This is a genomic window from Pseudomonas sp. FW305-25 (assembly GCF_017351415.1).
Taxonomy (GTDB): Bacteria; Pseudomonadota; Gammaproteobacteria; order Pseudomonadales; family Pseudomonadaceae; genus Aquipseudomonas; species Aquipseudomonas chlororaphis.
Genome location: NZ_JACNDE010000033.1, coordinates 63,076 through 77,172, shown reverse-complemented (window position 1 = coordinate 77,172; position 14,097 = coordinate 63,076). Strand labels below are relative to the sequence as shown.

Genomic DNA, 14,097 nt, shown 5'->3' with positions numbered 1-14,097 from the left:
GCGCCTTTATCGCCACCCTCGGCCTGGCCCAGCTGAACCCGGTGAACGAGCAGATGAAACAGCGCATGGCGGCGATTTTCGGTGCCGGTTACGACTACACCTACCTGTACCCCGGCCTGCAGAAGGTGGTGCAGGCCGCGGGCCGGGTGATTCGCAGCCAGCAGGACCGCGGCGTGGTGATGCTGATCGACGACCGGTTCGCCGAGCCCCGGGTCCGGCAATTGCTGCCGGGCTGGTGGGCGCTCGACGCTCCGGGCGACGAGGTGCTTCAGGGCGCCGGGTAGGCGGCGTCGCGGATCTCCCGGGTGAAAGCTCCCGACATGCCCTCGAAGGCGGTGTTGGTCAGCGCCACCACCGTTAGCCTGGCCTGTGGGTCGACAAACCAGCTGTGGCCGTAGGCACCGCCCCATTGCAGGGTGCCCCGGGATTGTGGGGTACCGGCCAGGGCCGGATCGTCCAGCACCGCCCAGCCGTAGCCGAAGCCCCAGCCCGGCCCCTGGGTCTGCGCCTGGGCGCCGACCTGGTCGGTCATCATCGCCTGAACGCTGCGGGCGGAAAGCAGCGGGCCGCCACCCTGGCGCAAGGTGTCGAGAAAACGCGCCACGTCCATGGCGGTACCGGCCATGCCGGCGCCACCGGAAGAGTAGGCGCGCGGGTCGAAGATCCGCTTGAGGGAGAACAGCGTGGTGCTTTCGCCGACCCGGATCGTCGCCTCGTCCTGCATCCGGCTCGGCCGCGGACGATCATCGCGGTAAACCGCGCCGAGGCGGGCAGGGTCCTTGACCGAGAACGCGGTGTCGTTCATGTGCAAAGGCTGGGTGACCAGTTCCTCGGTCAGGGCTGGCAGGCTTTTGCCGCTGGCCTTTTCCAGCACGGCGCCGAGCACGTCGATGGCCATGGAATAGCGCCACTGCGTACCCGGCGGATAACTCAAGGGCACGCTGGCAATGCGTTTGAGGTTGTCTTCCAGGCTCATGCCCGGCTCGGCCAGGCCATCCGACACCCCGGCCGTGCGATACGCCCCATGCTCGGCCTCGAGAAAGCCATAGCTCAGGCCGGCGGTGTGGGTGAGCAATTGCTTGACGGTGATCGGCGGGCGGGTGCCATCGGCCAGCCTTGGGCGGAAATCCGCCAGCCATTGGCTGACCGTATCGTCCAGGGACAGCGTGCCCTGTTCCACCAGGCGCATGGCGACCATGGACACCATGGGCTTGGTGATAGAGGCCAGGCGCAGGATGGTGTCGCCGGTCATGGGCCGGGCCGCCTCCCGATCGGCGAAACCGGCGGCGCGCTGGTACACCACCTGGCCGTCGCGCATCACCACCACCACGGTGCCGACGATCCGCTGTTCGCCGATGGCGCGTTCGATGGCCGTGTCCATGCGCCTGCCGAGCTCCTCGTCCGGCGTGGCGGCGCTGGCCAGCGAAGCGCCGAGGGTGGCTGCCAGGGCGAGCAGGCCTTTATGGGGTCGATCCATGGGGAGAGCCTCTATAATCACAATGTCCGCTATGATTAACCGGCATTCGTTCTAATTTCAATAGTGATCACTATGATAAATAATCCTGCTGCCGTGGTGCGCCGTCGTGGACGGCCGATTGCCTTTGATCGCGACCAGGTCCTGAGCCTTGCGGCAGAGGTGTTCTGGCGCCTGGGCTATGAAGGCGCCTCGATGCCGGAGTTGTCGGCGGCCATGGGCATCACCGTGCAAAGCCTGTATGCCGCGTTCAGGTCCAAGGCCGAGCTTTACCAGCAGGCGCTGGCGCATTACCAGCGCAGCACTGGCGCCTTTGCCGAGCGGGCACTGCGCGAAGAGGCGGATGTGGTGGACGGTTTCCTCCGCCTGCTGCGCGAGGCGGCCCATGAATACAGCCTGCCCGGGCGGCCGCGGGGCTGCATGATTTCCACCGCGACCCTGACCTGCGCGGTGGAAAACGATGCGCTGCGGGAGTTCGTCAGCGCCCTGAGGGCCAACACCCTCAAGGCCTTTGAAGCGCATATCGAGCAAGGCATCGCCAACGGGCAACTGCGCGCCGATACCCAGGCAGCGGCGCTGGCCCGGTATATCGGGGCGATCATTCAAGGCATGTCGGTACAGGCCCAGGATGGTGCGGATTGCGCAGCGTTGCTGGCCATTGGCGAGTTGGCGGGGCGGGAAATACAGCGGGCCAGGGCCTGACGGCATGCCGGCCAATGAGTGAACCTCAGCGGCTGCCGAGGCCTGTTCCATCCTGTGAGACGCGGATGAACCGGCGCAGGGTTTCACCTGGCCCGGTGCTAAACTCGGTGGGCCTGGGTTGGCCCTCATCCGCGGCGATGAAGACGAAGTCATCGCCGTCCAGTCGATAGCTGGCAGGCAAGTGCTTGCCGGTGTCGGCGCCCATGGAGTCGACCCAGGTAATGGATTTCGGCGTGGTCCGGGTATCGAGGGTAAAACTGCCCGCGAGCAACAGCTCGCCTTCGAGCGTCACGACGCGGAACCCTTGCCCCTGGATCAGGGTAAGAGCTCCCGGGGCGCCATGTTCGTCAGGCGGGTTGCTGACCCCGTTGTCCTCGTATTCCACCTGTTCCCAGGCACCTTGAAGCTGTTGCAGGTCGAACTGGTCGTCGCAGGTCATCGTCGTCCGGGCCTTCTGTCTTCGCTGGGTAAGAGGGGGTCAGTTGAAGATGTTGCGCCCGATGCAGTACGTCAGCAGGTCCTGGTCGCTCTCGACTTCCAGCTTGCGCATGGCGGAGATTTTCTGCGCGCTGATGGTCTTCGAACTGCGGTTCTGGCTGCGGGCAATGTCACTGACGCTCTTGCCGGAAACGAACAGCCGCAGGATTTCAAACTCCTTGGGCGAGAGCATGGAGATCCGGTCGTCGATGCTGGCGTTGGATTCGATGACCGAGCTCGGCGCAGGTTCCAGACTCTGATAAGAGCCTCTTTCGACAATGGTCTTGAGCGCCACCTGGATTTCATTGTGCAGCTGGCTTTTCTGGATCACCCCGACCACCCCCAGTTCATGCAGGCGCGTGAGGATCAACTGGTTGGAGATCATGGTCAGGATCAGGATCTGCAGGCGCGGGAAGTGGCGCTTCAGGTACTCGACCAGCTTGAGGCCGTCGCCGTAGGGAGAGTCCCCGGGCATGTTGTAGTCGGTAATGACGATATCGACCGGCTGTTGTTCGAGAATCTCGATCAAGCCCTGTGAGCTGATGGCTTCACCGACTATTTCAAAGTTGCTTTCCCGTTCCATCAACTCGCGAACGCCGAGCAGAACAATCGGATGATCGTCGGCGATGACTACTTTAAATTTTTCCATGACTAGCCACTCGTAATACGCCGGTTGGTAAGGAGAAAGAGTAAAGGATTGCGCTCATCAAATCTTGTCGCGTCTCATTCAAGTGCATTAAGAATATCCGTCAAGCTTTGTATCAGGCTTTTCACCTCAAGGGTCACGGAAGAGGTGATCGCGCTTTGCAGTATCCGGGACTCCAGTTCGGCGCAGTTTTTCGCCAGCCCGCTCAGCTGCACGGCACCCAGCGCTCCGGCGGCGCTGTGCAGCCGTTCGGCGAGCCGCTTGGCATCCTGGGCGTCGAGGGCGTCGGTCACGCTCTGGACATCCTGGCGCATGGTGGTAATGAACAGCTCACGCATTTTTGGGGACAGCTCGATCATTGTGTCGCCGGTCGCGGGGGAAGGCGTTGCATCGATCATCGGTTGCGGTTCCTGGGCAGGCGCATTCGCGCAGAGATTCGACAGGTAGTGGTGCAGAGTCTGCAGGCTCAAGGGTTTGACCAGCCAGGCATTCATGCCGACAGCCATGCAGCGGGCGCCTTCTTCGCGCATGGCATTGGCCGTGACCCCGACGATTGGAGTCTCCCGGTCACGCTCACGCAGGGCGCGGGTCAGTTCATAGCCGTTGAGCAGCGGCATGTTCACATCGGTCAGCACCAGGTCGAACACCTGCGGCTGCCAGAGCTGCAAGGCTTCTTCGCCATTGGAGGCGGCTGTCACCGTGCAGCCCAGGGCTTCGAGCTGTTCCTTGATGATCGCCTGATTGATCGCGTTGTCCTCGGCCACCAGGATATGCAGGCCGAGCCTGTTGCTCAGGTCGCATTCGGGAGCGGCGGGCGCGATGGTTTTCCCGTGCAGGGTCAGGGACACGGCCCTGGCGATGGCCCGCACATCATGGGCATCCACGGTGCAACCTCGCGGTGGCGGTGCCGGGTGTTCGCCGCTGACGCACAGGACCCGTGGTCCGGCCCAGGCGGGTAGGGCGTCGGAGGGCAGGACATCGACCAGCAGGTTGGCCTGGCGCGACTCTTCGACAAAGGCCGGCAATGGCTTGGCGACCACGCCGAGGCGATTCAGCCAGTCACTGGTGCTCTGCGCCAGCTCCACGGCGGGAGCCCGCACATACACCGCCTGGGTGCTCGGCAGGATGTCCGCGCAACCTTCCAGAGCGCCGGGCATGACCTTCAGCCCCAGGCGGAGCGAGAAGCTGCTGCCCAGGCCGGGCTCGCTGACCACGCGTATCTGGCCGCCCATCATTTCCGTCAACCAGCGGCATATCGCCAGGCCGAGTCCGGCTCCGGCCTCGCTGGAGGCGTCGCGTACCTGGTAGAAGGTGTCGAACAGGCGTTCCTGTTGCGCCGGTGAAATGCCGATGCCGGAGTCGGTGACCTGCCACTCCAGGCTGGCCTGGCCATCCACGCAGTGCAGGAGCTTGACGCGCAATACCACGCGCCCGGTGTCGGTGAACTTGATGGCGTTGCTGAGCAGGTTGCTGAGGATCTGCCGGATCCGTACCGGGTCGCCCAGCAACTGGTCGGGCAACGCCGCATCGACGCAGGCGTACAGCAGCAGGCCTTTGTTTTCGGCGAAGACGCTGTAGGCGTGCAGCGTGTCCTCGATCATCTGCAGCGGGCAGAACGCCTGGGACTCGATCGCCATCTGCCCGGATTCGATCTTGGAAATGTCCAGGACATCGCTGATCAATTGGAACAGGGTGCTGGACGAGCGCTGGATGGTTTGCAGGTGCTCGCGCTGGCGGGCATCCAGGCGCGTCAGCCCGAGCAGTTCCAGGGTGCCCAGTACGCCATAGAGCGGGGTGCGTATTTCGTGGCTCATGGTGGCGAGGAACAGCGTCTTGGCTTCGCTCGCCGCATCGGCGGAGCGTCGCGCCTGCTCCAGCATGGCCGCGCCCTCGATATGGCTGGTCACGTCGTGGAAGGCACAGAGCAAGGCGTCCTCGCCCTGGTAACGGGTGGGCACGAACCCTACCTGCAGGTGAGTACCGTCGATGTCCAGCCGGGTTTCACCGGCGACGCACAGGTCCTGCCGGCTCTCCAGGGCCATCCGCAGTTTTGTGCTGCCTTGCCATTGCTGGGCTTTGCGGTTTTCCAGCAGGACCTTGAAGTCCGAGCGACGCACCACGCACAGGCCGGTGGGTGCGCAATCGATCACGGCCCGGCTGAAGGCCTCGCTCTCGGCGGTGCGTTGGTAAGCCTCGTAGACCGGTTTGACGATACGTGACTGATACCGGCGACTGACCAGCCAGCCACAGCCAATGCCGCCGATCAGCAGGGCCAGCAAGACCGGCAAGGGCCACAGGGTGTAGTTGAAGTAGCTCTTGAAACCGATGGTATAGAGAGCGGTCCAGGGCTCGGCGGAATGGCTCGAGACTTTGAAGACCATGCCGTCGCTGGTGATGTTCAGCCCGTCATGCAGCACGACGCCCGGTTGCAGCGAACCGCTGAGCACCTTTCCGGAGGGGGCGACCAGGGCGACATGGTCATAGGTCGACCACGGCATGAGTCGCTTGATGTCATTGACCAGATCCATGCTGAACAGCGACGCGACGCCGATCTGGTTACCGCTGTCCTGGACTCGTGACCATTGCGGCCCGAGATGGGTGCTGACATAAGCCAGCAGCCGGACGGGGGCCTCATTGGCCTGATGGGGGACGAGGGGCTCCCAATCGACCGCGCCATCGGCCCGTGCCGAATCTTTCGCCAGCAGATGCTTGAGCGTTTGCAGGACGAGGGTCTTGTTGGGGGTGTCGTTTTTCCAGAGCGGGTCGCGTGAATGCCCGGCGGCCGGAATGCCGATATTGAAGTTGCCCTCGGCATCGAACAGGAAAAACGGCGGTGACTGGTAATGGGAAGTGGACCAGAAGGCGCTGTAATAGTCGGTCAGGTGCTCTCCCAGGTCGGCCAGCCTGGCCAAGGTGTCAGGCTCGACGCCCTGGTGATCGACAGAGAGGCTGAAGGGCGTGGAAAAGGCAAATTCCTGGCCCAGGTAGTTGTGCGGCCCCTCTTCGGGCAAGGCGCTTTTCAGGTATGAAACCGAATCGTTGGCGTGAAGGGGGATCTTGCTACTTTGTACGGCCACGCCCCGGAGGAAGTCTTCATGTTCGCGGATGTCTTCCATCATCCGCGCAAAATGCGCTTTGAACCTGCCGTGTTGTTCTTCGAGCAGTTTGTGCGACGACCAGTAACTGATGGCGATCAACAACAGGGTCAAGCCGAGAAAAATCAACAATCCCTTGTTCAGGCGAGTCGAGTATCGTTTCAGATTCTCGATGAGCGTGTCCTGGTGGTTCATCACTGGTATCCAAAAAAGCATGAAAAAGTCGAAGCCTTGAGGATTTTACCTTTAAACAACGACTTGTCAGTGATGTGGGGCATGTAATCCTGAAGGGTGGATGTCCTCGGTTCAATAACTGGCGGCTGGACCGTCGTTCACCAGCAACTGTTGAAACTGCTCGGAGGGGACTGCGCGAGAGATCAGGAAACCCTGCACCTGGCTACAGTCGATCTTGCGCAGCAGCGCCAGCTCCTCGGCGCTTTCCACGCCTTCGGCCACCACGGTCAGGCCCAGCTGGCGACCCAGGGCAATGATGCTGGTCAGGGCCTTGGTCAGTTCTTCGCTGGCGTGGCATCCCTGGACCAGGGCGCGATCGATCTTCAGTTCGGTGAACGGAGTGGAAACCAGGTTCATGTACGAGCTGTAGCCCTTGCCGAAGTCGTCCTGGGACAGGCCGAAGCCCTTGATGCGCAAGCGGCAGGCACCGGCATAGAAGTTACTGATGTCCTGGGGCACCGAACATTCCATGAGTTCGAAACAGATCTGCCCCGGTACTCCCTGGTGTTCCATGACAAAGTCGAACAGGCGGTCCGCCAGGTCGTGGCTGTTGAGCAGATGGGTCGGCAGATTGATCGACACCGGAATGTCGTAGTCCTGCTGGCGCCAGCGTGCCTGGGCCTGGATCGCCTGGCGCAGGACCAGCCACAGCAGGTCCTCCTCGAGATCGAAGGACTTGAGGGCGGGCAGGAAGGTGTCGGGGAGCAGCATGCCCTGTGTCGGATGCATCCAGCGGACCAGGGCTTCGGCGGCGACGATGCGGCCGTTGAACAGTGATTTCTTGGGTTGGAACCAGGCTTCGAACTGCTCTTGCTCGATGGCCTGGACCAGCGCGCTCCGACTGAGCATGGAGGCGGGCAAGGGGCGCGGCGAGCTCGGCTGCGAAATGCTCAATTGCGTGGTCAGGGTCTGCAAGGCGGCAAGGTTCACCGGTTTCGAGATCAGGCCGATGACTTTCACCCCGAGGTTCTTGGCAACCAGGCTGGCACTCATCAGCATGCGCCGCGAAGCCGAGCTCATGATCGCCAGCGCCGGCTTGGAGTGCAGGGCCGCCAGTCCCTGGATGAACTGCACGCCATCCATTCCCGGCATCAACAGGTCGGTGAGCACCAGGTCGAACTTGCGCCATTTCAAGCGTTCCAGCGCCTCTTCGCCATCCCGTGCGCCTTCCAGGTAGTAGGGGCCCAGCTCACCGAACAGATGCTGCAGGTACATGTGCTGGAAGGGATGGTCTTCAACGATCAATATGCTACAGGGCTTCATTCTTCGCTCTTTCATAGGGCGCTAGGTAATTGAACAGGGCGCGTAATGCAAAAGGTTTGACCAGGCAATGGTTCATTCCGGCCGCCAGACATTGCTCTTCTTCTCCACGCATCGCGTTGGCCGTGGCACCGATGATCGGGACCGTACAGCCACGGCGTCGCAACTCCTTGGCCAGTTCATAGCCATTCATCATGGGCATGTTGACGTCGGTGAGGACCAGATCGAACCGCTCGGGGTCCCACATCGACAGGGCTTCCTCGCCGTTTGACGCAAGCTCCACACTGCAGCCCAGCTCTTCCAGCTGATCCCTGAGGATCAGCTGGTTGATGACGTTGTCTTCGGCCACCAGCACGTTCAGGTTCAGTTGCTTCAACGTCCAGTGTTCGTTGTGATTCTCGGCCTTGGCCACCCACAGCCCCTGGGCCTGGCTGACCGCCTGATGAATGGAACGCAGGTGGTTCAGGTTCACGTGCCAGCATCCGGCACGAACCTGCGGTTGGTTATTGCCGGTCCCGGTGGCGAGGATCAGCGGACCTGGCCAGTCGGGCTGCAGGCGTTGTTCCAGTTCGCCGGGGTGAACCTCGACCAGCAGGCAATCGCTGGTCGGCGCGATCTTCGAGGGATGGCAGAGTTGCACCCGCGCGCCCCATTGGCGCAGCCAGCCGCCGATGGATTCCGCCAGCTCGCGGACGCTGGACATCACATAGATGGTTTCCGGCAGCAGCTGCGTGGCGGGCAGGGTGACCGGCCCATCGATCGCCGCTTCCAGGGGCAGGGTGAGGGAGAAGCTGCTGCCCAGCCCCAGTTCGCTGACCATGCGCAGGCTGCCGTTCATCAATTGCGTGAGACGCTGACAGATTGGCAGGCCCAGGCCGGTGCCCGCCACCACGTTGGCGTTGCCGCCGGTTTGATAGAAGGGTTCGAAGATCAACGGCTGATGATCCTGGGCAATGCCTTTGCCGGTGTCGGAGACCTGCCACAGGATGCTGGAGCGCTCGCCATCGCGGCTCAACAGGTTGACCCGCAGCACGATGCGCCCCAGGTCGGTGAACTTCACCGCGTTGTTGAGCAGGTTGCTGAGGATCTGCCGGATCCGGGTGACGTCGCCGATCAGTCGCTCGGGGATTTGCGGGTCCACGCAGGAATACAGCAGCAGGCCCTTGTTCGACGCCGCCGCGGAATAGCCCTGGATCAGCTCGTGGACCAGGTCCAGCGGCGAGAACTCATTGAGCTCCAGGGCCAGTTGCCCGGCCTCGATCTTGGACACGTCCAGCACATCGCAGATCAACTGCAACAGGGTCGAGGAAGAACACTCGATGGCACGCAGGTAATCGCGCTGCTGGGTATCCAGTTGGGTGCGCGCGAGCAGCTCCAGGGTGCCCAGCACGCCATACAGCGGGGTGCGAATTTCATGGCTCATGGTGGCGAGGAACAGGGTCTTGGCTTCGTTGGCGGCATCGGCCATCTGCCGTGCTTCTTCCAGCGCGGCTTCCACCTGCTTGCGCGCACTGATGTCGCTGAAGGCGCAGAACAACACGTCCTCGCCCTTGTAGCGGGTGGGCGCGGAACTCAGGTAAAGATGGCGCCCGTCGGTGGTCTCGAAGTAGTCGAAGCGGTTCGGCTCGTGGCTCTTGAAGGCTTGCTGGATCCAGCCGGCGCAGAGTATTTCCCGTTCGACGCCATCGCCCAGCCACTGCTGCGCCAGGGTGTTTTCCAGGACCACCTGGCCATCGGTACGCCGCAGCACGCACAAGGCCACGGGCGCAGTCTGGATCACGTCGCGGCTGAACAGCTCGCTCTCGACCAGCGCCTGGATACGGCTCAGCGCAGGGGTGATGAAACGGTGCTCGATGCGGCGGGTCAGCAGGCAGATCAGGCTGATGCTGAACAGGCAGAACGCCAGGGTGCCGGCCAGCTGCGGCCAGAGCGCGATCAGCAGGGACTGCAGGCTGAAGGAGTAGACCAGTTGCCAGTCGGAGGTCATCAGTTGCTTGCGGATCACCAGGTGATCGGGCCACCAGCCACTGCCGACAAAACCGAAGAAGTTGCTGCCTTGCAGTTGCTGCAGGGCCTGCCCCAGGCGCCCGGCCGGGGTGTTGGTGAACAGCAGCGCGCCTTCGGAGTTGAACATCATGAACTCGCCGGCGCTCTGGTCGCTGAGGGCCTTGAGCACTTCCCGCCCATCCATTTCCAGGCCCAGCCAGCCGGAGTCATCGGTGCGCTCGTCGAGCCGGGTGAAAATGTACAGCTGCGAAGTCTGCGTGGACGGGTCGGTCAGCCACAGCTCGTTGGTGTCCGGATGCTCCCCATGGTTCAGGACCTCAAGCTTCGAGAGGATGGTCCTGGGCAGGTTGGGGGAGGTCGGGTTGCTGCTGTAGAGGCGCATGACCCGGGCCTCGGGGCCAGGGCTTACATAGAGCAGGTTGACCTGCTTGGCCTTGAAGTATTCGCGCATGCGCTGGCTCAGCCAGATGCTCCACGGATCATCGATGTCGCCCAGTTGCAGGTGCAGTTCTTCGCTGGAAGGCGGATACCCCTGGACCTGCCTGGATCGGCGTACCGCGGACAGGCTGAGGCTTTCCAGCAAGGCCTCGCGGCTGGTGAAGAAGGTCTGGGCTTCGGCGATGGCGCTGCTCATGTAGCCGCGGCGCCGGGAAATGTCGTTGCTGAGGGTGGAATTGAGGAAGTTGTAGACGGCGCCGAGGATGCCGACCAAAAGAATGAGTGCGAAAAGACGCAGCAACCTGCTGGCGGCTTCAGGACTGGAAAATAGGGGACTGATCTGATGAAGGTAGGTCTTTAATCTCATTGACCCACTCTAAATAAACCCTCATTAATCCGGGATAGGACGATCCTTAAAGTCGTGGTATTTCGCCGCTTCCAGCCTGGTCCACGACGAAAAAAACCTGGCACGGGCACCAGGTTTTTTCAGTGGGGCATGCCTCGCGACAGCCGGCTCAGACCACTGCCAGTCGCTGCTTGCGCAGTGGCGCGGGAAAGGCCTGGTCGATGGCCGCCAGGTCTTCGTCGTGCAAGCGCAACCCGGCCGCCTCGGCATTCAGCCGGACATGCTCGGGGTGTACCGCCTTGGGAATGGCGATCACGCCGTCCTGGCGCAGGACCCAGGCCAGCGAGACCTGGGCCGTGGTCACGCCATGGCGGTCGGCGACCTGCTGCAGCGTAGGGTGGCGCAGCAGCTTGCCGGCCTGGGCGATAGGGCAGTAAGCCATGAGCGGCAAACGCTGTTGTCGCGCGGCGGGCAGCAGGTCGAACTCGATGCCGCGTTCCTCGATGTTGTACAGCACCTGGTTGGTGGCGCAGGCCGGGCTCGTCAGTTCCTCGAGGTCATCGAGGTCGAAATTGGAAACGCCCCAGCGGCCGATCTTGCCGTCTTCGCGCAGGCGCTCGAAGGCTTCCACGGTTTCCTCGAGCGGGTACTGCCCACGCCAGTGCAGCAGGTACAGATCGATGTAGTCGGTACCCAGGCGCCGCAGGCTGCGCTCGCAGGCTTGGGGAATGCCTTTGCGGCTGGCGTTGTGCGGGTACACCTTGCTGACCAGGAACACCCGGTCGCGCTGGCCAGTGATGGCGGCGCCAACCACTTCCTCCGCGCCGCCCTCGGCGTACATCTCGGCGGTGTCGATCAGGCTCATGCCCCGTTCGATACCGGCCTGCAGCGCGGCAATCTCGGCGTTGCGCTGGTGGCGCTCCTCGCCCATGCGCCAGGTACCCTGGCCAATCACCGGGACGGGCACGCCCGCCAGCTCGAGTGTTCGCATGACAATCTCCTGAAAGGGTTAGGGATCCAGAGAAGCAAAGGCGCGGTGGCCGGTCAAGGTAACGAAGGGGACGGGAGAAATTTTTTATATTCATTTAAGGAATAAAATAACTACTATTTATTCCTTTTAATATGAAAAGACACAAGGCACCTTAGAGGCCTGCACGGCGATGCGCCAGTGCCCACCCCAGACAGGAAGGCCCATCATGACCATCAAGGCAATCAATGTTCGCAACCAGTTCAAGGGCATCATCAAGGAGATCCATGAAGGCCAGGTGGTCTCGGAGATCGATGTGCAGACCGCCTCGGGCATCGTCACCTCGGTGATCACCACGCGCTCGGTGCGCGACCTGGAATTGAAGGTCGGCAGCGAGGTCATCGCCTTCGTCAAATCCACCGAAGTGTCGATCGCCAAGCTCTGAGCCCCGCGATCCCGACCCCCGCGTCATGCCCCGCACCGCGCTGCGACCCTCGCCGAACCCTGCTACAGGGCACCGGCGAGGCTGGCAAGGCGCCTTTTCCCGAGAAAAGTCGGGCCTCTTTAGAATGATTATTTCTTTGGGTTATGGGATGCGCTGATTCGCGCATATCCATCGCAGCGGAAAACACGCTGCTGTCCTGCTTCCGTCCGCCATGAAATCCATCCGGCTGCTGAAGCGGAAAATCCCGCGCGAGCGGCTTCGCTGAAGCTGTCCCGGCAGCCGCGATTGCTGTTCGATCGGCATCTTGTGCGGCGTTCGCCACTCCCTAGAATCCGCTCCATCCGCTTCGTCCAACTATCGAATCGCTTAGGGAGTTTCACCATGATGAATGCCATGCAGATGCAAATGCCGATGAACGCCAACATGCCGATGATGCCGATGATGGGCATGCCGATGATGATGGCGACCATGAGCTGCGAAATGATGGACGACGGCATGCTGTGCAAGATGATGCCGGCCGCGGGCATGGACATGGCCATGTTCAAGAACAGCGCGCAAATGATGCAGATGATGATGAACTGCGGCATGCCGATGATGATGCACTGCGCGAACATGAGCATGATGTGCATGTCCCAGGCGAGCATGGCCATGCCGATGATGGGCGCCATGATGCCAATGATGGGCATGCCGATGCCGTCGATGAAGTGCGTGATGGAGTGCACCGTCGAGGCCGACTGCATGATGTGCAAGATCATGCCGATGGCCGGCATGAACATGGACATGATGAAAAGCTGCTGCGCCCTGATGATGAAGATGATGAACGACTGCGGCATGCCGATGATGATGAGCTGCAACGGCATGCCGATGATGTGCTGCACCTGCTGATTCCTCGCAGCGGCACCCAACAAGCCCGGCCGGGACGATCCCGCCGGGTTTTTTTATTTCAGGCACCCACTCGAACTTCGGATTCCCCCTGGGGTTGGGCGACGGCCCTTGCTCGTTCCCGGTACTCCCGTGGCGAGCATTTGATGATGCGCTTGAAGGCATTGCTGAACGCGCTGTCGGACTCGTAGCCCAGGGCCTGGGCGATCGAGGAAATCGTCAGGTGGGTGTTGCGCAAGGACCGGGTTGCCAGTTGCATGCGCCAACGCAACACGTATTCCAGGGGCGAAAAGCCGGCGGCCTGTTTGAAGCGCAGCGCCAGTGTCGAGCGCGAGACACCGGCCACTTGGGCCAGGGCCTCGACCGTCCAGCGTTGGGCAGGGCTGGAGTGAATGGCCTGAACGGCGGCACCGATACGCGGTTCGGACAGCGCCGAGAGCCAACCCGGTGTATTACCTCCTTCCTGCTCCAGGTAAATGCGCAGTACCTGCACCAGCATGATGTGGCCCAGGTGCTGGACCATCAGGGCGCCGCCGGGGGATGGAGTGGAGAGTTCGTGCGCCAGCCGCTGCAAGGCCCAGCGCAATACGGATGCCTGGTCCGACTCGCTCTTGATCACCGCGACCGGCGGCAGGCTGTCGAACAGAAGCTCGGCTTCGTCGCCAAAGGCGAAACGCCCGCCGACCAGAAAGCAATCTTCATCACTGCCGCAGTGCGCCACGCCGTTGACGGCGTGAGGATAGATCGCCTCGGCAGCGATCGCTGGCAGCGAAAGATCGCTGCCAATCAACAGGGGGCGCCCACGGGATAGCAGGAAACAGTCGCCTGCTTCCAGCCATATCGGCTCTGCTTCTCCTTCCACGGCCAGCCAGCAAGCCCCCCGCACAAGCACGTTGAACTTGACGCCTTCCGGCGCCGGGAAGCGCACGGCCCAGTCGCCGCCGGCTTTCAAACCACCGAAAAAGGAATGCTGGCTACTGAGCTGGGTGAGGACTTCTGATAGGGGATCCATGTGTCAAACCGGACGCTCTCGATAGAAAGTAGGACGCCATTGCATTCACGCTCCAGGTTCGGGCTCGCAGAATGAAAGCGCTTCAAATTGGCAGCTTGGTTTCCATTCGTAA

Annotated in this window: 12 protein-coding genes; 4 read left to right on the top strand and 8 right to left on the bottom strand. The window is 62.1% G+C overall.

What is annotated here, in order from left to right; all coding sequences use genetic code 11:
* The coding region (locus tag J4E58_RS24925; protein ID WP_310650904.1) for a helicase C-terminal domain-containing protein at positions 1–284 on the top strand (284 nt) is incomplete at its 5' end.
* On the opposite strand, the gene J4E58_RS24920 is transcribed toward J4E58_RS24925, so the two are convergent.
* Entirely contained in the window at positions 269–1,477 is a 1,209-nt protein-coding gene (locus J4E58_RS24920; RefSeq protein ID WP_087090807.1) for a serine hydrolase, read from the bottom strand. The two genes, J4E58_RS24925 and J4E58_RS24920, sit on opposite strands and share 16 nt — an antisense overlap.
* A gap of 72 nt (positions 1,478–1,549) precedes the next feature.
* On the opposite strand from J4E58_RS24920, the gene J4E58_RS24915 reads away from it, so the two are divergent.
* Entirely contained in the window at positions 1,550–2,176 is a 627-nt protein-coding gene (locus J4E58_RS24915) for a TetR/AcrR family transcriptional regulator (protein WP_087090809.1), read from the top strand.
* 25 nt (positions 2,177–2,201) lie between these two features.
* Here the strand turns inward: J4E58_RS24915 and J4E58_RS24910 are convergent, their stop codons facing one another.
* The 6 genes from J4E58_RS24910 to J4E58_RS24885 all read right to left on the bottom strand — a co-directional run bounded on the left by J4E58_RS24910 (position 2,202) and on the right by J4E58_RS24885 (position 11,670).
* Positions 2,202–2,615: a TIGR03067 domain-containing protein gene (locus J4E58_RS24910; RefSeq protein WP_087090811.1), complete on the bottom strand. Its 414-nt coding sequence runs from the start codon at positions 2,613–2,615 to the stop codon at positions 2,202–2,204.
* Between the two features lie 39 nt (positions 2,616–2,654).
* Positions 2,655–3,302, bottom strand: a complete 648-nt coding sequence (locus tag J4E58_RS24905; protein ID WP_007929094.1) for a response regulator — start codon at positions 3,300–3,302, stop codon at positions 2,655–2,657.
* Between the two features lie 74 nt (positions 3,303–3,376).
* The gene (locus tag J4E58_RS24900) at positions 3,377–6,589 is read right to left on the bottom strand and encodes a hybrid sensor histidine kinase/response regulator (protein WP_087090813.1); all 3,213 of its coding nucleotides are present in this window, start codon (positions 6,587–6,589) and stop codon (positions 3,377–3,379) included.
* Positions 6,590–6,700: 111 nt separating this feature from the next.
* Entirely contained in the window at positions 6,701–7,891 is a 1,191-nt protein-coding gene (locus tag J4E58_RS24895) for an EAL domain-containing protein (protein ID WP_007929090.1), read from the bottom strand.
* The gene (locus J4E58_RS24890) at positions 7,878–10,700 is read right to left on the bottom strand and encodes a response regulator (RefSeq protein ID WP_087090815.1); all 2,823 of its coding nucleotides are present in this window, start codon (positions 10,698–10,700) and stop codon (positions 7,878–7,880) included. Before J4E58_RS24890 ends, J4E58_RS24895 begins: the two co-directional genes overlap by 14 nt.
* Before the next feature lie 148 nt (positions 10,701–10,848).
* Positions 10,849–11,670 carry an aldo/keto reductase gene (locus J4E58_RS24885; RefSeq protein WP_087090817.1) on the bottom strand — a complete coding sequence of 274 codons (822 nt, stop codon included), beginning with the start codon at positions 11,668–11,670 and terminating at the stop codon, positions 10,849–10,851.
* Between the two features lie 205 nt (positions 11,671–11,875).
* On the opposite strand from J4E58_RS24885, the gene J4E58_RS24880 reads away from it, so the two are divergent.
* The gene (locus J4E58_RS24880; protein WP_009044054.1) at positions 11,876–12,091 is read left to right on the top strand and encodes a molybdopterin-binding protein; all 216 of its coding nucleotides are present in this window, start codon (positions 11,876–11,878) and stop codon (positions 12,089–12,091) included.
* Between the two features lie 381 nt (positions 12,092–12,472).
* Positions 12,473–12,976 (top strand): hypothetical protein, encoded by a 504-nt coding sequence (locus J4E58_RS32045; RefSeq protein WP_256583213.1) that lies wholly within the window; start codon positions 12,473–12,475, stop codon positions 12,974–12,976.
* Positions 12,977–13,034: 58 nt separating this feature from the next.
* Here J4E58_RS32045 and J4E58_RS24870 read toward each other — a convergent pair whose 3' ends face one another.
* A complete protein-coding gene (locus J4E58_RS24870; RefSeq protein WP_087090819.1) occupies positions 13,035–13,985 on the bottom strand; it encodes an AraC family transcriptional regulator in 951 nt (316 codons plus the stop codon).
* Positions 13,986–14,097 lie beyond the last annotated feature (112 nt).